General features: G+C 33.3%; 22 protein-coding genes. 8 read left to right on the top strand and 14 right to left on the bottom strand.

The features are described 5' to 3' along the window. Both aspS and HOG88_RS06745 read left to right on the top strand, forming a co-directional pair. Nucleotides 1-1,075, top strand: a 1,075-nt coding sequence (gene aspS / locus HOG88_RS06740; RefSeq protein WP_295004509.1) for an aspartate--tRNA ligase, incomplete at its 5' end; no start/stop codon positions are given. A 66-nt stretch (nucleotides 1,076-1,141) separates the two neighbouring features. Beyond that, nucleotides 1,142-1,711 (top strand): adenylate kinase, encoded by a 570-nt coding sequence (locus HOG88_RS06745; RefSeq protein ID WP_295004511.1) that lies wholly within the window; start codon nucleotides 1,142-1,144, stop codon nucleotides 1,709-1,711. 52 nt (nucleotides 1,712-1,763) lie between these two features. Here the strand turns inward: HOG88_RS06745 and HOG88_RS06750 are convergent, their stop codons facing one another. Next, a complete protein-coding gene (locus HOG88_RS06750; RefSeq protein WP_295004513.1) occupies nucleotides 1,764-2,054 on the bottom strand; it encodes a hypothetical protein in 291 nt (96 codons plus the stop codon). A gap of 292 nt (nucleotides 2,055-2,346) precedes the next feature. On the opposite strand from HOG88_RS06750, the gene HOG88_RS06755 reads away from it, so the two are divergent. The 4 genes from HOG88_RS06755 (at nucleotide 2,347) to HOG88_RS06770 (ending at nucleotide 4,432) form a co-directional block, all read left to right on the top strand. Further along, the gene (locus HOG88_RS06755; RefSeq protein ID WP_295004515.1) at nucleotides 2,347-2,529 is read left to right on the top strand and encodes a hypothetical protein; all 183 of its coding nucleotides are present in this window, start codon (nucleotides 2,347-2,349) and stop codon (nucleotides 2,527-2,529) included. An 11-nt stretch (nucleotides 2,530-2,540) separates the two neighbouring features. Beyond that, entirely contained in the window at nucleotides 2,541-2,732 is a 192-nt protein-coding gene (locus tag HOG88_RS06760; protein WP_295004517.1) for a hypothetical protein, read from the top strand. Between the two features lie 136 nt (nucleotides 2,733-2,868). Beyond that, nucleotides 2,869-4,068, top strand: coding sequence for a tetrahydrodipicolinate N-succinyltransferase N-terminal domain-containing protein (locus tag HOG88_RS06765; protein ID WP_295004520.1), 1,200 nt, complete (start codon nucleotides 2,869-2,871; stop codon nucleotides 4,066-4,068). A 58-nt stretch (nucleotides 4,069-4,126) separates the two neighbouring features. Then, nucleotides 4,127-4,432: a hypothetical protein gene (locus HOG88_RS06770; RefSeq protein ID WP_295004522.1), complete on the top strand. Its 306-nt coding sequence runs from the start codon at nucleotides 4,127-4,129 to the stop codon at nucleotides 4,430-4,432. On the opposite strand, the gene HOG88_RS06775 is transcribed toward HOG88_RS06770, so the two are convergent. The 10 genes from HOG88_RS06775 to HOG88_RS06820 form a co-directional block, all read right to left on the bottom strand. Next, complete coding sequence (locus tag HOG88_RS06775) at nucleotides 4,422-5,753, bottom strand: SH3 domain-containing protein (protein ID WP_295004524.1); 1,332 nt, start codon at nucleotides 5,751-5,753, stop codon at nucleotides 4,422-4,424. The genes HOG88_RS06770 and HOG88_RS06775 overlap by 11 nt on opposite strands. Before the next feature lie 14 nt (nucleotides 5,754-5,767). Beyond that, nucleotides 5,768-6,427, bottom strand: a complete 660-nt coding sequence (locus tag HOG88_RS06780; protein WP_295004526.1) for a LexA family transcriptional regulator — start codon at nucleotides 6,425-6,427, stop codon at nucleotides 5,768-5,770. Nucleotides 6,428-6,897: 470 nt separating this feature from the next. Continuing rightward, the gene (locus HOG88_RS06785) at nucleotides 6,898-7,362 is read right to left on the bottom strand and encodes a tRNA (cytidine(34)-2'-O)-methyltransferase (RefSeq protein WP_295004528.1); all 465 of its coding nucleotides are present in this window, start codon (nucleotides 7,360-7,362) and stop codon (nucleotides 6,898-6,900) included. A gap of 8 nt (nucleotides 7,363-7,370) precedes the next feature. Beyond that, nucleotides 7,371-8,207 (bottom strand): formyltetrahydrofolate deformylase, encoded by an 837-nt coding sequence (purU, locus tag HOG88_RS06790; RefSeq protein WP_295004530.1) that lies wholly within the window; start codon nucleotides 8,205-8,207, stop codon nucleotides 7,371-7,373. Next, nucleotides 8,204-8,539, bottom strand: a complete 336-nt coding sequence (locus HOG88_RS06795; protein ID WP_295004532.1) for a hypothetical protein — start codon at nucleotides 8,537-8,539, stop codon at nucleotides 8,204-8,206. Before HOG88_RS06795 ends, purU begins: the two co-directional genes overlap by 4 nt. Then, complete coding sequence (locus tag HOG88_RS06800) at nucleotides 8,530-8,778, bottom strand: tetratricopeptide repeat protein (protein WP_295004534.1); 249 nt, start codon at nucleotides 8,776-8,778, stop codon at nucleotides 8,530-8,532. The genes HOG88_RS06795 and HOG88_RS06800 overlap by 10 nt, the downstream gene beginning before the upstream one ends. Nucleotides 8,779-8,790: 12 nt before the next feature. Next, on the bottom strand, nucleotides 8,791-9,858 hold the full coding sequence (leuB, locus tag HOG88_RS06805; RefSeq protein WP_295004536.1) for a 3-isopropylmalate dehydrogenase: 1,068 nt from the start codon (nucleotides 9,856-9,858) through the stop codon (nucleotides 8,791-8,793). Continuing rightward, nucleotides 9,859-10,362, bottom strand: coding sequence for a 3-isopropylmalate dehydratase small subunit (locus HOG88_RS06810; protein ID WP_295004538.1), 504 nt, complete (start codon nucleotides 10,360-10,362; stop codon nucleotides 9,859-9,861). Nucleotides 10,363-10,497: 135 nt separating this feature from the next. Further along, a complete protein-coding gene (gene flgG / locus HOG88_RS06815) occupies nucleotides 10,498-11,286 on the bottom strand; it encodes a flagellar basal-body rod protein FlgG (RefSeq protein ID WP_295004540.1) in 789 nt (262 codons plus the stop codon). A 17-nt stretch (nucleotides 11,287-11,303) separates the two neighbouring features. Then, on the bottom strand, nucleotides 11,304-12,125 hold the full coding sequence (locus HOG88_RS06820) for a flagellar hook-basal body protein (protein ID WP_295004542.1): 822 nt from the start codon (nucleotides 12,123-12,125) through the stop codon (nucleotides 11,304-11,306). 132 nt (nucleotides 12,126-12,257) lie between these two features. Here HOG88_RS06820 and rpoD point away from each other — a divergent pair, with 132 nt between their 5' ends. Both rpoD and HOG88_RS06830 read left to right on the top strand, forming a co-directional pair. Continuing rightward, on the top strand, nucleotides 12,258-14,117 hold the full coding sequence (gene rpoD, locus HOG88_RS06825; protein WP_295004544.1) for an RNA polymerase sigma factor RpoD: 1,860 nt from the start codon (nucleotides 12,258-12,260) through the stop codon (nucleotides 14,115-14,117). A 4-nt stretch (nucleotides 14,118-14,121) separates the two neighbouring features. Further along, nucleotides 14,122-14,805: a hypothetical protein gene (locus HOG88_RS06830; RefSeq protein ID WP_295004546.1), complete on the top strand. Its 684-nt coding sequence runs from the start codon at nucleotides 14,122-14,124 to the stop codon at nucleotides 14,803-14,805. Here HOG88_RS06830 and HOG88_RS06835 read toward each other — a convergent pair. The 3 genes from HOG88_RS06835 to HOG88_RS06845 all read right to left on the bottom strand — a co-directional run. Beyond that, the gene (locus tag HOG88_RS06835; protein WP_295004548.1) at nucleotides 14,802-15,347 is read right to left on the bottom strand and encodes a hypothetical protein; all 546 of its coding nucleotides are present in this window, start codon (nucleotides 15,345-15,347) and stop codon (nucleotides 14,802-14,804) included. The two genes, HOG88_RS06830 and HOG88_RS06835, sit on opposite strands and share 4 nt — an antisense overlap. Beyond that, nucleotides 15,331-15,672, bottom strand: a complete 342-nt coding sequence (locus HOG88_RS06840) for an AtpZ/AtpI family protein (protein WP_295004550.1) — start codon at nucleotides 15,670-15,672, stop codon at nucleotides 15,331-15,333. Before HOG88_RS06840 ends, HOG88_RS06835 begins: the two co-directional genes overlap by 17 nt. Continuing rightward, nucleotides 15,662-16,577, bottom strand: a 916-nt coding sequence (locus HOG88_RS06845) for a glutamate-1-semialdehyde 2,1-aminomutase (RefSeq protein WP_295004553.1), incomplete at its 5' end; no start/stop codon positions are given. The genes HOG88_RS06845 and HOG88_RS06840, both read right to left, overlap by 11 nt.

Raw genomic sequence — 16,577 nt, forward strand, 5'->3', positions numbered from 1 at the left:
TCAACCAGAATTTACTCAGATAGATGTTGAAATGAGTTTTTGTACTCAAGAAGATGTTATAAAAGTGGCTGAAGACTTACTAGAAGCAATGTTTAAAGCAGCGGGACATGATATAAAGCCTCCATTTAACCGTATTACATATAACAATGCTATGGAGCTTTACGGTTCTGACAAGCCAGATATGCGCTACGGTCTTGCTATGGTAGATGTTATCGATATCTTCGAGCGTTGTGATAATGAAATCTTTACAAACATCGCTAAGCAACCACATAAGAACCGTATCAAGGCTCTTAAAATTCCTGGTGCTGACTTAGTTTTCTCAAAACGTGAAATGAAAGGTTTTGAAGATTACGTACGTCAGTTTGGTGCACATGGTCTTGGTTACTTCCAAATGAAAGAAGATGGGCTTAAGGGTCCACTTATCAAGTTCTTTAGTGAAGCAGATATTGCTTTACTAGTAGAGAGACTTGAGATGGAAGCTGGTGACGTTGTATTTTTTGGTGCAGGTGATAAAAAAACAGTATGGGATTATATGGGTCGTCTTAGAAACTATCTTGCAGAACATGAAAAAATGAATCTTGTTGATGAAAATGCTTTTGAATTTGTATGGGTTGTTGACTTCCCAATGTTCGAAGTTGAAGATGGTCGTGTTAAAGCACTTCATCATCCGTTCACTCAACCAAAAGATACTGATAAAGACGATATTGAAGAGATAGAGTCTATCGCTTATGACATCGTTCTTAATGGTACAGAACTTGGTGGTGGATCAATCCGTATTCATAAAGAAGCAATGCAAGAAGAGGTATTTAAACTTCTTGGTATTGAAGAAGAAGAAGCTCAAGAGAAGTTTGGTTTCTTACTAGACGCTCTTAAATTCGGTGCTCCTCCACATGGTGGTTTTGCTCTTGGTTTTGACAGACTTATGATGCTTATCACTAAAAAACCAAGTATTCGTGATGTTATCGCGTTTCCTAAGACACAAAAAGCTTCTTGTATCCTTACTAAAGCACCAAGTGCAGTTGATAACACACAGCTTCGTGACCTACACATTAGACTTCGTGAGCAGACTAAATAATCAAGTAAAAAGAATTATATTCTTTTTACTTCTTCTACAAACTATAAAACTTCAAGGATTTTCTTTTTGAAAAAATTATTTTTAATTATTGGTGCTCCTGGCTCTGGTAAAACTACTGATGCTGAGCTTATTGCAAAAGACAGTACAGTATTCACACACTATTCTACTGGAGACATGCTCAGAGCTGAAGTAGCTAGCGGAAGTAAACTGGGCTTTGAGATAGATACTTATATTTCTCAAGGTCTAATCGTTCCTATTAAAATAGCTATCCAAACTATTACAAATGCTATAAAGAATGCTCCTTGTGATAATATTATTATTGATGGGTACCCAAGAAGCTTAGAACAAATGACCGCACTTGATTCATTCTTACTTGATGACAATAATATTGAACTAATGAGTGTTGTTGAGATAAGAGTTAGTGAAGATACTGCAAGAGATAGAGTTCTTGGTCGTGCTCGTGGTGCAGATGATAACAATGAAGTTTTTAATAATAGAATGAAAGTTTACATAGAGCCTCTAAATGATATAAAAAGCTTTTATAATGAAAAGAATATCTATCATGTGATAAGTGGTGAAGGTAGTATAGAAGAGATTGTTTCTAAACTAGAAATATTTTTATCATCAAAAATATAGAGATTTATTTATAAAAAATAAATCTCATGAGGTGACTAAAGAGAACTAAAAGTTACTCTTCGTGAAAACCGAAGTCTTCGTCGTCACTTCCTCTTTGAGCTTGTTGAATATCTTCTATAAGTTCTTTACACTCATCTTCTTCTATCTCACCAGTTTGAATGTCTTCTAAAACATCTTCTAAGTCTGCCTTAAACTCACGAAGCTCTTCTATCTCTTCTTTTGCATCTTCTGTTGCTTCTTTGTTGTCTGCTATCTCTTCAAATATCTCATCTAGTCTTTCTATTAAATCAGGGATAACACTTTTTGTAAGTAATTCTTCTAGTTTTTCTGCATATGATGCCATTGTCTAGCCTTGTAATTGTAATTTTATTTATGCAATTATACTATAAATTTGAGAAAGATTAAAGCTTACTTTTATAATTTATTCTATAACAAACTAACATAATTAAATAATACGCCGATCTACTCTTTATCATAAGTCAAGGAATTCAACAATGTTAGTTTGGTTATTGGTACTTTTATTGCTATTTAGTTTTATATATATTGTTTATCGAATGAATTTCACAACTAACACTAAAGAGACAGATAGTGAAAATGAAACTCATTACACTTTTAAAATATAAGAGAGAAGAAGAATGGCATTAATACTTAACAACCATTTATTTAAAGGTCACAGAGCACTCCTTGGTAGTAGATTTGCAACATATGGAGTAAAGGAACTAGCCTCAAAATATGCAAAAAAATTTCTAAAAAATGTAAAAAAACAAAAAATTGTTGATAGCTATAGAAGTTTTAAAGAACTTCTTGAAGCGTTATAAAGCGTTATTTATTGAAACCAAAAGATGAAGTCACACGTAGTTTACTTATAGACAGACAGACATGGGATGATTCAATGAGATACTCCCGTGATAGATACAAAATGAGTCTATCTAAAGTCATAGAATCATTACTACAAGAATGGTTAGTCAAAGAGAAACGAAAGCCTTTAGATAATTCAAATCAAGGTAAGTTTTTCGACTAACTTCCTTGCTCCTTCTCCTCATCTAAAACCCTCTTAATTAAAATCAAATATATCTATAAACCTTACAATATATATAAAGTTAAATTAGTACTTTTTTAGTATAATTCCAATAATAAATCAATTAAGAGAGAATCACATGAATATTACACAAACAACAGACGCTTTTAAAGCACTTATTGAAAACATCAAGAGTACTACTAAAGGATATAAAGATCCTTTAGCTTTTGGTATATGTAGAGTTGACCTTGGTCAATTAAATGTAGAGAAATCTATTCAAGCTACTTACCCACTTATTAACTGGGATGAAAACTTCGGAAGTGCTGCTATTTTTGTTAAAGCATTAGCGGAACAAGGTGTAGAAGTAGATTTTACTCAAAATGAATTTGTTTGTAACATAAACATAGATTTTTTAAAGAGCTGTTTAAATGCTTTTACTCCTTACTCAGATGAAGCACATGGTGATGCACATAAAAATATTCAAGTGATTTCAGCACTTTATTCACAAATCATTAGTAATGGTTCATTCGAGGGAGAGTTTAAAGTAACTTTTCTTTTCCAAGATGGAGCATGTGAAAGTGTTGAGGCTACATACCTTAAACTATATGCACTTTCACAAGCTAAAGTTGGACTACGTGAACTTAACTTAAATGGTGCATTTGGTGCACTTCCAAATGTTGCATGGTCAAATGGTCAGCCTATCGAGCTTGATTACTTGAGAGAGTTTGAAATCGAATTAAAAATAGCGAATGAATATCCACATATTGATTTTGTAGATAAATTCCCAAGATTTTTACAACATATTATTCCTGCTGATAACACAAGAATCCTAGATACTTCAAAAGTACGTTTTGGTGCACAACTAGCTGCTGGAACTACAGTAATGCCTGGTGCTTCATACATAAACTTTAATGCTGGAACTACTGGTTCGGTTATGGTAGAAGGTCGTATTAGTTCTTCTGCAATCGTTGGCGATGGTAGTGATGTTGGTGGCGGTGCTTCTATTCTTGGTGTGCTTAGTGGAACTGATGGAAATCCTATAAGTGTTGGTAAAAACTGTCTTCTAGGTGCAAATTCAACTTGTGGTATTCCACTAGGCGATGGTTGTATTATCGATGCAGGTGTTGCTATACTTGAAGGTACTAAAATTGCTATTTATCCTGAGGAACTTACAAAACTAATGTCTGTAAACACTAACATGAAAATGGAAGGTGAAATATTCAAAGGAAAGCAACTAGCAGGCTTCTACGGTATTCACTATAGACAAAACTCAATGACTGGCGAAATCACAGCTTCGCGTTCAACAAGAGAGATAAAACTTAATTCTGATTTACACTAAATTTCTAAACTTCCCTTTATACTTTGAGTGCTATAATAGTTCAAGATAAGGGGATTTCATGAATATATCAAACAATATTTCTTCAATACAAGCCCATCAAACAATGTTAAATACTACTGCTAATAATGTTGCAAATGTAAATAGCGATGGATTTAAACCTAGTGATGCAAGAATTTCAGATAATGGAGATTCTGTCTCTGCTCACAATAGAGTAGCCGATGACAATGGTTCATTGAAAAGTCAAACAGATATTTCAAAAGAGATTCCAGATCAAATGATTGCACAAAATGCAACTGCACTTAATGTAACGGCTATAAAAACACAGGATGAGATGTTCGGAGCACTTTTAGATATTAGAGTGTAGACATTTTAAGTAGTTGTTTTATAATAAGAGCGTCTTCTTTGTGATGCACTAAATTTTTCCCAACTTCTAATGTACTAAAGATAGGCTTACCAATAATAAACCTTCCTTCATTACCTTCTTTTTCTGTTTTAATTGCCCAAGTGTTATGATATATGATTATCTTATCATTAAAAGTTCCTGCATATAAAACAATATGTCCTTTCTTATAAAGAATGGTTCTAAAGGCAATAGCATGTTTTTTTATAGTTTTTATTTTAACTTCATCACTCATATTTTCAAGTGAGATACTTTTACCAACATGACTTTGCTGATAAGAGTTTCTTGGTAACCATACACCAAATGGTAAGAAAAAGTCCCTAAGTGTCGAAGAACAGTCTCTTTGTGAATACATACCACCCCAGCCATAATTTGTTTTAGAAACTTCTTTTATTATATTATTTATATTTAGACTATTAAATGCTAAGTTACCTTGATTTGCCATTTTTTTAGAAATTTTTGATTCTAAAAAATATGCTTTATTATTTTTATAGTTACTAAGAGCAAGAATTATATAACTATCTGGTGTTTCTTTAATAAGAGGAAACATCATCCCAATCTTTGATTTAAAAAGGAATGAACCAGTATTTGTATAAAGTGATTTACCTTCCTGAGTAATAAATACTTGTTTTGCTTTTTCATATAACTGTGTATACTTTTTCTCTATGTATACAATATCTCTTGATTTGACCCATCCATATGTAAAACTACATTTTATAAATACCCATTTTTTATCTTTTGAGTAATGTGAAATAAATAGTGGCTTATTAGCTGCAAGTATACTATTTTGCAAGTAATCAAAAGGGAAACCCTCCCCTGCTTTATTTGGATCCATCAAAAGAGGTCTACTTGTTGGAAAAGCCCGTATATTTAATTCTCTGAGACTAATTGCTCTTTTATTTACACTTGAATAATCTTGGAAACTAGAATTCTCAAGTATTTCATCAAAAAACTTTTGAGAAAGCAGCTGTAAATTTTCCCCATAGCTATTACCATACTGATAAGAACTATATGCCCACATTGCATCTTTTAGAATAATATCCATTTTATCTATATTCCATGGATTAAAATAATTTCTATCAAAATCGATTACATTTGGATAGATATGCTCTTCTATGTTTTCGCTATAAAGTGTTACATCCTGAGGTATGCTTTTTAAATCAGATACTTCTTCTTTTACGGGGGCAAGAATAATCACAGGAGAGGACTTATCCTCGACAATTACAGTAGTCCTAGCACAAGAAGATAGCATCAAAATAGAGATTAAGCCATATATATAGTTCACATTATTATCCTATTTTAATCAACATCACCAAATCTACTGACAACTCGACCTATTACTTCTAGCTCAGAAGGCTTTAGTGTTTGAGTTGAATACACGGAATTATCAGATATTACATCCACTTGTCCATCTATCCGTGTTTGTATACGTTTAATGAAAAGACCTGCTTCTGTTCTGATAGTGAAAACACCACCACGATTCAAATCTTTTTTAGTTCTATTAATAAATACTATATCATTATAACTAAAAGTTGGTTCCATGGAGTCACCTGAAACATTGATTGCTTCTATATTTGTAAGCTCTCTTTCTCCTCCAAGCATAAAAACAAACTGCTCTGGAATCTCAAGCTCTTGAATTTCTTCACATTCATTATCTCCACCACCTCCAGCACTTGCATTTACATCACTAAAGTATTTCACCATATAAAACTTGTTTGTAGCCTCAATAAGGCTTTCAGGAGATTGTCCATATAAAAGCCAGTTTATAGAAATTGTCTTTTTAGCACAAAAATCTAAGAGCTCGTTAAATGGTATTTTATTTCGTTTTTTCATTGTAGCAAAGTTCATTTGTGTAATACCAAGAACTTCTGCTACATCTTTATCAAAAACTTTTTTTGGTTTAAAATCACTAGACACTATACTTTTGATCTCTTCTACTATAGATGTGAACTCATTCATACTAAAACCTTTGTTTTATAATTAAATATGACATATTATAAGGTAAACTAGAACAAAAGTCAACTATTTAATGACATTTTGTCATATTATTTATATTTTATTGCATAATCAAGTAAAATAATTCAAATTTACTACAAATAAAGGAAAATAAATGTCTATAATTATTAAAAATGCAGAGAATATGTTTGAAAGATTTGAATCAAGTGTTGAAAAGTGGGCAGAAAAAATACTTTAAGGCTAAAGCCTAATACATGTGAGGCACTAAATGCCGAATCGTACTAGAGTAAAAAACTCAATGCAGCGAAGAACTAAATTCTGAGTCGCATAAGGCTAATACAACCTTACTTCTCGTCTAATTCTCTTTGAGCTGATTTTCCCTTATGGTAACCAGCAAAGATAAATATCATAAAAAGAACGAAAAGAGCTAGCACAATAATATTTATGTAAAAACTCATTAGTTTCTTAAATCCCTACTCAAAACTGTCATATGTTTGACGTATAGCATCATAAAGAACAATACCTGTACTTATAGCCAAGTTAAGACTACGTCCTTCTTTTGTCATAGGGATAGTTATATTTTGTGATTCATACTTTTTAAGTATATCTTCGGGAATTCCCTTCGTTTCACTTCCAAAAAAGATAAAGTCACCATCTTTAAAGTCAGCCTCAAAGTATAGTCTATCAGTCTTAGTTGTAGCAAAGTAGGCATTACTAGAGATATCATTTTTTTCAAAAAATTCATCAATGTTTTCCCAAACATGTAAATCTAACTTATCCCAGTAATCTAAACCAGCACGTTTTACTGCTTTTTCATCTATATCAAAGCCGATAGGCTTAATAAGATGAAGAGAGGCACCAGCATTAACACAGAGTCTACCTATTGCACCAGTATTATTAGGAATTTGTGGATGAACTAAAACTAAATTAAATGCCATGTAGTATCCTAAAAAATAACAGTTTTGTTAGCATACACAAAGATTCTATCTTCTAGTGCTAATTTTAACGCACGAGAAAGAACAACTTTCTCAACATCTTTTCCAGAACGTTGCATATCTTTCCAGCTGTATGCATGGTTAACATGAATAACTTCTTGTGCAATGATTGGACCTTCATCAAGATTATTATTTACAAAGTGTGCTGTTGCTCCTATGATTTTAACACCTCTTTCGTAGGCTTGCTTATAGGGGTTAGCCCCTATAAATGCAGGTAAAAATGAATGATGAATATTAATAATTTTATCTTCATATGTTTGAACAAATTCAGGAGTAAGAATTCTCATATATTTTGCAAGGACGATATAATCTACATTTCCAAAGCTATTAATTGACTCAATAATTTTATTTTCATGTTCAGAACGTTCTAGCCCTTCATGAGAGATAGTTACATAAGGAATATCAAACTTTTTTACTAATGATTCAAGTTTATCATAGTTTGAAATTACAGCAAGTATATTAGCTTCAAGTTCACCAGCCTCATGGCGTATAAGTATATCACCGAGTGCATGAAGTTCTTTAGTTGCCATGATAATTATATTTTTCTTTTTTGGTTCAATCACTTTAACACTACAATTTTCTGGTAATATACTTGTTATACTCTCTTCGAGATCACATTTATTAATATCACCGTCAACTACACTACGCATAAAAAATTTATTATTTTCTTTATCTACAAATTCACTATTTGAAAGTATATTTAAATCATAGTTATAAAAGATACTAGAAACTTTGTGCACTAAACCTTTTTCATCATTAGCATCTATGAGGACTCGGTATTGATTCAACTGAAATTTCCTTTTTCTATTACCTGCACTCTCTTATCAATAGTAGCAAGTGTGTACTCAAGAAAGTTCAATGTCATATCAACCTTAGATTCTATACTAGAATTACTTGGTGATTGGAAACCCTCAAAAAGAACTAGTAATCGTTCTCTAATTGAGTTAAGATAAGCAAGTTCATTATCGATGGAGTTTAAATTTTCTTCTGTTATATTATTTACTTCAATTTCTTCTTGAGCTTGAGGTAAATATTCTTCTTTATTCACACCTTTTAGCTGCTCAACAGAACCATCTTCCATTTCTGCTAAAGTAGATAGTATGACATCTTTTAATTCCATGTTTTTAATAACCACCTTTCAAACTCATTAAACTCAACTTCAGTATCCATCTTCAAAAAATACTCTTTCATCTCTTGATTTACATCCAAATACTTACGTCTCATGCCGGACAACCTTCTAATAGCAATTTTAGCATCACTATTATGAGGATTTGTCTTTAAAACCTCTTTGTAAATATCTAATGCTTCTTCTTTTAGACCTTGAAGTTCATAGATATTTGCTAAGGTTAGTGTCTGCATAAAATTTGTGCCCTATCTCTCTATATAGTTAGCGATAATAGAACCCATTTCGCTAGTAGAACAGACTTCTTTTGCATCAAACTGAGCTAAGTCACCAGTTCGGTAACCTTCACTCAATGTTTTTTTAATTGCAGCATCTATCTTATCTGCTGCTGTATTTTCACCAAGAGCATATCTTAACATCATTGCAGCGGATGCAATAGTTGCTATTGGGTTTGCTATTCCTTGGCCTGCTATATCTGGTGCACTACCGTGAATTGGCTCATAAACACCTATTTTTTCACCAACAGAAGCTGATGGTAAAAGACCGATTGAACCACAAAGCATAGAAGCTTCATCACTTAAAATATCACCAAAAATATTTCCAGTAAGCATAACATCAAACTGGCGAGGATTTAAAACAAGTTGCATCGCTGCATTATCTACATACATATGAGATAATTCAACATCTGGATATTCAGCAGACACTTCAGTTACAACATCTCTCCAAAGCTGAGAAACATCTAAAACATTTGCCTTGTCAATAGAACATACTCTCTTACTACGTGTTTGAGCAATTTTGAATGCTTGATGTGCTATACGAACGATTTCTGATCTTGTATAAACCATAGTATTCCAACCCTTATCTTCAGTACGACCTTTGGGCTCACCAAAGTAAATCCCACCGATAAGTTCGCGAACGACCATAATATCAACACCCTTAATAATCTCAGGCTTTAAAGATGAAGCATTAATAAGCTCATCGTAAACAACAGCTGGACGTAGATTTGCATAAACACCAAGCTCTTTTCTAAAACGCAGGAGTCCACTCTCTGGACGTTTTTCACGAGGAAGTTTGTCCCATTTCTCTCCACCAATAGCACCAAAAAGTACAGCATCAGACTGAAGAGACTTTTTAATAGTTTCAGCTGGCAAAGGATCACCTGTTATATCATAAGCACACCCACCCATAAGAGCTTCATCATAAGCGAACTGAAAGTCACAAGCAGAAGCTACAGCATCTAAAACTTTTACAGCTTCATCTATAATTTCAGGACCAATTCCATCACCCTTAATAAGTGTTATTTTATACTTTGTCATTTATTTACCTTCTATTTCATTCTGAGCGAAATTCATTAAACCACCAGCATCTATTAATTCTTGCATAAACGCAGGAATTGGAGTAAAGTTATATTCTTTGTTTGTTGTATTATTTGTTACTGTACCTGCATTCATATCGACAGTTACGGTATCACCTTCACTAATCTCGGCACTCTCCTCGAGTTCAAATATTGGAAGACCCATATTAAATGCATTTCTATAAAATATTCTTGCAAATGTAGGAGCAATAATAGCTGATACACCAGCTGCTTTAAGTGCTATTGGAGCATGTTCACGACTACTTCCACAACCAAAATTTTCACCGGCAACTATTATATCACCTGGGCTCATTTTAGATACAAATTCTGGATCTGCATCTTCCATAACATGCTTTGCGAGTTCCTCTGGAACGGATGTATTTAGATAGCGAGCCGCTATTATTAAGTCTGTATCGATATCTTTACCGAAAGTCCAAACTTTACCATTTATATTTGCTTTGTTCATTATAAAATCCTACTATATTTTATTAAATTATTTTGTGATTATATCTAAATTGTCTTTTGAGGAATATAAAACTATTTATTGTTATCTTTGCAGAGTCTTAATATTAGAGAATATCAAGACTATTTTAGGGTATTATTATCGTTTAAGATTATTTGTAGTTTGAAGCATTTCATCACTGGTTGTGATTACTTTTGAGTTAGAATCATAAGCTCTTTGACCTGTAATCAGATCTGTTAGTTCAACAACAAGCTCAACATTACTAAGCTCAACAAAACCTTGTCTAAGTATACCAAGACCATCAACTCCAGGTGTTCCTTCGACTGGTTGTCCGGAACTATCTGTTTCTATATAAAGGTTGTCTCCCATAGAGTGTAGGCCTGCAGGGTTTATAAAGTTAGTTGTTTGTATTTGACCAATCTGTGTAGCTTGTGTTTGGCCAGGTTGAACAACAGTAATAGTACCATCAGTACCTATACTCATATTTGTAGCATCAGGTGGAATCACTACCTGTGGTACCATTGAATAACCATCACTATTTACCATGGTACCATTTTCATCAACTTTAAATGCACCATTTCTTGAGTACACTTCAGTACCATCTGGGAGTTCAAGCTTAAAAAAACCTCTTCCTGTTATCGCCATATCAAGCTGATTGTCTGTTTGCTTCAGTGAGCCCTCTGCAAAGATTTTATTAATTGCAGTAGAACGAACACCTAAACCAACTTCAATACCAGTTGGACTTTTCGTAACATCAGATGTTGATGTTCCTGCGTATTCCATAACTTGATACATAAGATCCGAAAACTCTGCACGAGACTTTTTAAACCCTATAGTATTTACATTGGCAATATTATTGGCCGTAGTATCAATTTGTGTTTGCATTGCTGCCATTCCGGTAGAGGCAGTGTATAATGATTGCATCATGGTATCAGTCCTTTAAATTAAGCTTTTTTAGCAAGTTTTTCAATTGCATCTCTGTTCATATCATCCATCTGTGTACTCATAACTTTTTGATACATTCCAACAAGACGATTTGTTTCTATCATTTGGGTCATCATTTTCACAGCATTTACATTACTTTTTTCAATGTATCCTTGTGAAACTGCTCCACTATTATCTATTATATTTAAGTCATCTATATTTTCAAAGGCATAAAGATTATCACCTTCTTTTTTAAGTAAATCTACATCTTTTGGTTCTGCTATAAATAATGAAGATAATTGATTCATTTTAACACTTCCTGGAACATTAGTATAAATATTTCCATTTTTATCAACAGAAATAATATTGTCTTCTTGAGCAATACTGATTTTTCCACCATTTCCTGAATAATTACTAGGCAGTACCTCATATCCTTGTTTTGTAACAAGTGTACCTTCATCATTTTTAGTAAAAGAACCATCACGAGTAAGTTTTACTCCTTGTGGAGTTTTAACAACAAAGAAAAGCCCTTCACTAGAGAGTGCAAAATCTAAATCGTTAGAAGTTTTTTCTATAGTCCCTAGAGAATGATTTGTAAAAGAATCTGTTACTTGTGGTGCACGAGTCATAGTTCTATTTATAAATGCGGCACCTTCTTCACTGTTGTTTGCATTAGGCATTTCATCTCTAGCCTCTTTAAAGACTTTCATAAAATCACCTATGACTAAATTATCTTCTTTAAATCCAGCGGTATTTACATTTGCTAAATTATTCGCAATATTGTCAAGTCTGTTAAACTGAGTAACCATTCCAGCTGCTGAAGCATAGTAACCTGTCTGCATAAAATACCCTTATAGTGTTTATTTGAAAGTATAAAAGCAATGAGTGTTCCAACATTTTTTTAAGAAACTATTTATTTAATTTGGGTATAATCCACCTTCTTAAAACCTTAAACTTATGGAGCATATGATTATATGACAGCTAAAGAACTCAACAAAGCCATAGAAACATTTTTTGACGATCACAAAGGTAAAGAGTGTCTTACTTATGAAGGCCTTATAGAAATTTTTGAAAAACAGCCATCAGCTGCACAAGTCAAAAATATTCTTAAACTTTTAACTAAAAATAAAAAATGTATTTACACTGCTAGTGAACATGCTAAAAGACTTAATGACTCTGAAGCAGAAGCACGTCGTGTTGCTCAAAGAAAGATGCTTGAAGATAATGAATCTGATAAGTTTGATATTCTAAAAGAACACGAACTTCTTGAGTGGTCACGTTCGGATTCTCCAGTTCGTATGTACCTTCGAGAAATGGGCCAAATTCCACTTTTAACGAAAGAAGAAGAAATTGAGATCAGTAAAAAGATTGAAGGTGGAGAGAGGATTATTATTGATGCTATTTGTTCAGTACCTTATCTTATAGAATTCATTCTTGATTACAAAGAACCTCTAATTAATCGTGAGCGTAGAGTAAAAGAACTTTTTAAATCTTTTGAAGATGAAAAAGAAGAAAGTGATGATTCTACAGACGATGCAAATAAAGAAGAAACTGTTGTTGTAGAAAAAACATTAACCGCTAAAGACAAAAGTAGAGTTGAAAAAGTTTCTATAAGTTTTAAGGCCCTTGAAAAAGCTAAAAAAGAGTGGATAAAATCATCAGAAAAGCTTCTAGAAGACTCAAATGATGAGCTTACTGAAGAAATTGTTGGCTACTTTTTAGCAGTAACATTTAAAAAATCAGTATTAAAAGCCAGTCTTCTTGATCTTGGACCAACTTCAAAACTGATAAACGAACTTGTAAAAGCAATGGAAACTGCACTCAAAAGTGATGATGGGTACGATAAAGAGCTTAAGCGTCTTGAGTATAAACTCCCACTATTTAATGACATCCTAAAAGCAAACCATAGAGTTCTAGTAAGTAAAATTCAAGAGTTAAACAAAGAAGATATTGCAAATATGGTTCCAGAAGCTACAATGGTTTCTACATATATGGAAATCAAGAAGCTTGTTCAAACAAAAGAAGCATCAAAAAATTCTTTTGATATGGAACCAGATAAACTTGCTGACATTTTAGAACAGATTAAACGTGGTAAAAACATTTCAGAGATCTCTAAAACTAAGATGGCTAAGTCAAACCTTAGACTTGTTGTTTCTATTGCTAAGCGTTACACTAACCGTGGTCTTCCTTTCCTTGATTTGATTCAAGAAGGAAACATCGGTCTTATGAAAGCCGTTGATAAGTTTGAATATCAAAAAGGTTATAAATTCTCAACATATGCAACATGGTGGATTCGTCAAGCTATCTCTCGTGCGATTGCTGACCAGGCGAGAACTATTCGCATTCCTATACATATGATAGAAACTATTAACCGTATTAACAAAATTATGCGTAAACATCTACAAGAAAATGGTAAAGAGCCAGATGTTGATGTTATTGCTGAAGAAGTTGGTCTTTCTGTTGAGAAAGTTAAAAATGTTATTAAAATCACAAAAGAGCCTATATCTCTTGAAGCACCTATTGGTAGTGAAGAAGATGGTCGCTTTGGAGATTTTATTGAAGACAAGACATCTCTTTCCCCATCAGATTCTATTCTTAAAGATGATTTAAAAGTTCAAATAGAAACTGTTTTAGATCAACTTAATGAACGTGAAAAAGCCGTTATTAAATTGCGCTTTGGAATTATGGATGATGAAAGTGATAGAACACTGGAAGAAATTGGTAAAGAGCTAAGTGTTACACGTGAGCGTGTTCGTCAGATTGAAAGTTCTGCTATTAAGAAACTTAAGCACCCTAAAGTAGGTCGTAAACTTAAAAACTATATAGAAGAGTAAACCTATGACGTTTGAGCAACAATGGGTAGAGTATGACTACAACCCTTTCGTACTCTTTAGCTCAAATGGAAAGATAATCTCCCTTAACTCTGAAGCCCAATTTTTACTTGGTGCGACAGAGTCTAACACCCTTTTTGAATTAGCACAAACCTATGCCAATGTAAACTTCGGATTTAAAACAACTTTTATAGAGCTTGTGTATGGTCGTTATAAGTTTTTTGGTCTTACAGTAGGCTATGAAGATGAAGACCAAATAGGTATAAAACTTTACCAAATACCTTCTTTTAAACTAAACACTAAAAAACCGGATGGAGAATTGGTAAATATATTTATAATTACTGATTTATGTATCTCGTCAAATTCTATTAATTCAAAAGCAAAGTTCACAAAATCTTATGATCCTACTATTCCTGATATTATTTTAAATCAAAACAGACTTATCAAAGTACTTAATAGAATGTACTCTTGTGTAGAAGATAATGACTTTATTGATACGCAGGTCTTTTATAGGATTGGAGAACATATAAAGTTTGAAGATAAAAAGTATGGTATCTTTGCAATCTCTATAAGTGCGAAGAACATAGATAAAAGTAAGAGTAATAATCTCAAACAATTTGCAGAAGATAATGATTTTTATATAGAAACGGGTGAAAAACTCATTATCAATATACCTATGATAACCTCTTAAGAGAGGCTTTTCTTTGAGATGATAGAGCCTACTACTATTCCCAAAGCTAAAGAGGGTAGATAAAACCTTAAATCAAGTAGTTCATTGTTTTTAAGAGCAATAAAACTAAGAATCAAAAAAATATATGGGGCTATACGGTACAGAGAAACCGTTCCTCTAGCACCATACTTCATGCTTTTCACAGAGAAAGTTTTAATCTTAGCTTTTTCTTCTTTAACTATAGTCTTTAAATCTAACTCATCTGCATTCGCCTCATTAATCTCTACATACCCCAGGGTACCCTCTCTGACTTCGTCATTCACCTTGTCATCATAAAGTTCATGAGGATCTTCTATCTCATCGAGTATATCACGTTTCTCTTCAAAACTTTTACTACGAAGTTGTGAGTCAACCATTTTTTTATAAGCAAGAGAAGCACCTGCTATTACTAAGAATGCACTTAGAAACGCGACCTCTATATTTGCAAACATTGAGCTAGAGTAAAAATATGTACTTATGATAAGAACTTGGGTTATAAAGAAAATGCTAATAGCTTTTTTCACCATAATCCTCATCATCATCTTCTTCATCATCAAGCTGTTTTTTGATAGCATATCTTGGCTCTTTTGCTAATTCTTCAAATACTTTATATTGTTTTGCATATGCCTTATAAACATTTAAAATTGCAGCAGCAATACCTATACCAACACCAACCCAAAACAACCAACTAATATCTGTCAACCTACGGAGTAACCAACCAATGCCGACACCCATTAAAACAGCGACAACCATCGATATACCCAATGAAAGACTATCGACTGCTTCTATAATTGGTTTTACACGAGGAGCTTTTTCCCCCAAGTCTTCTTTCTCTAAATTATCTGGCATCAGCTATCTCCTTAAAGATTCTTTTACTAGCATTAATCGTGTCTTCTATCATCACATCTGTTGTAGCTGTTGATATAAATCCTGTTTCATATAAAGAACATGCAAAATAGAAACCAGCATCTAACATTTTTGAGTGAAACTCTGCAAAAAGCTTTGCATCAGAGTTACAAGCATGAGCAAAGTTCTTTACTTCATTATCATTAAAGAAAAAACCAAACATACTTCCTCTGTTATCAATTTGCATATTTATACCATTTGCTTTTGCAGCTTCTTGCATACCTCGAACAAGTCTCTTACCTCTTTCTTCTAAAACTCCCATCACTCTCGCATTTTTCTTGAGTTTAGTTAAAGCCGCTAGACCTGCAGCCATTGCAACTGGATTTCCACTGAGTGTTCCTGCTTGGTACACAGGGCCATCTGGTGAAAGTTGTGCCATTATTTTTGCACTTGCACCAAAGGCACCTACTGGCATACCACCACCAATAACCTTTCCAAGAGTAAGAATGTCTGGGATTGTTCCAGTGATAGACTCAGCACCATTTATAGAGGCACGAAAGCCACTCATCACTTCATCAAAGATAAGAAGTGCTCCATTTTCATCACATAATTCTCTAAGCTGTGCTAAAAACTCTTTATCTGCAGGAACAAGGCCCATGTTACCAGCTATTGGTTCGATAATAATACAAGCGATGTCAGAAGAATCCTTAAAACATTTTCTTACTGACTCTATATTGTTGTACTCTGCTAAAAGTGTATGTTTAGTAAAGTCAGCTGGAACACCTGGGCTTGAAGGATTTCCAAAAGTAGCAGCACCACTTCCCGCTTCAACTAAAAGAGAGTCACTATGACCATGGTAACAGCCTGTAAACTTAACAATATCATCACGGCCAGTAAACCCACGGGCA

This window comes from Sulfurimonas sp. (genome assembly GCF_018698455.1).
Taxonomy (GTDB): Bacteria; Campylobacterota; Campylobacteria; order Campylobacterales; family Sulfurimonadaceae; genus Sulfurimonas.

Excerpts from the sequence above, each read along its gene's own strand:
- rpoD (WP_295004544.1), top strand. The coding sequence starts at position 12,258 with ATGACAGCTAAAGAACTCAACAAAGCCATAGAAACATTTTTTGACGAT.
- HOG88_RS06810 (WP_295004538.1), bottom strand. The coding sequence starts at position 10,362 with ATGAACAAAGCAAATATAAATGGTAAAGTTTGGACTTTCGGTAAAGAT.
- HOG88_RS06800 (WP_295004534.1), bottom strand. The coding sequence starts at position 8,778 with ATGCAGACACTAACCTTAGCAAATATCTATGAACTTCAAGGTCTAAAA.
- leuB (WP_295004536.1), bottom strand. The coding sequence starts at position 9,858 with ATGACAAAGTATAAAATAACACTTATTAAGGGTGATGGAATTGGTCCT.
- HOG88_RS06785 (WP_295004528.1), bottom strand. The coding sequence starts at position 7,362 with ATGGCATTTAATTTAGTTTTAGTTCATCCACAAATTCCTAATAATACT.
- flgG (WP_295004540.1), bottom strand. The coding sequence starts at position 11,286 with ATGATGCAATCATTATACACTGCCTCTACCGGAATGGCAGCAATGCAA.
- HOG88_RS06795 (WP_295004532.1), bottom strand. The coding sequence starts at position 8,539 with ATGGAATTAAAAGATGTCATACTATCTACTTTAGCAGAAATGGAAGAT.
- HOG88_RS06770 (WP_295004522.1), top strand. The coding sequence starts at position 4,127 with ATGAATATATCAAACAATATTTCTTCAATACAAGCCCATCAAACAATG.
- HOG88_RS06830 (WP_295004546.1), top strand. The coding sequence starts at position 14,122 with ATGACGTTTGAGCAACAATGGGTAGAGTATGACTACAACCCTTTCGTA.
- HOG88_RS06765 (WP_295004520.1), top strand. The coding sequence starts at position 2,869 with ATGAATATTACACAAACAACAGACGCTTTTAAAGCACTTATTGAAAAC.
- HOG88_RS06820 (WP_295004542.1), bottom strand. The coding sequence starts at position 12,125 with ATGCAGACAGGTTACTATGCTTCAGCAGCTGGAATGGTTACTCAGTTT.
- HOG88_RS06755 (WP_295004515.1), top strand. The coding sequence starts at position 2,347 with ATGGCATTAATACTTAACAACCATTTATTTAAAGGTCACAGAGCACTC.
- HOG88_RS06750 (WP_295004513.1), bottom strand. The coding sequence starts at position 2,054 with ATGGCATCATATGCAGAAAAACTAGAAGAATTACTTACAAAAAGTGTT.
- HOG88_RS06840 (WP_295004550.1), bottom strand. The coding sequence starts at position 15,672 with ATGCCAGATAATTTAGAGAAAGAAGACTTGGGGGAAAAAGCTCCTCGT.
- HOG88_RS06780 (WP_295004526.1), bottom strand. The coding sequence starts at position 6,427 with ATGAATGAGTTCACATCTATAGTAGAAGAGATCAAAAGTATAGTGTCT.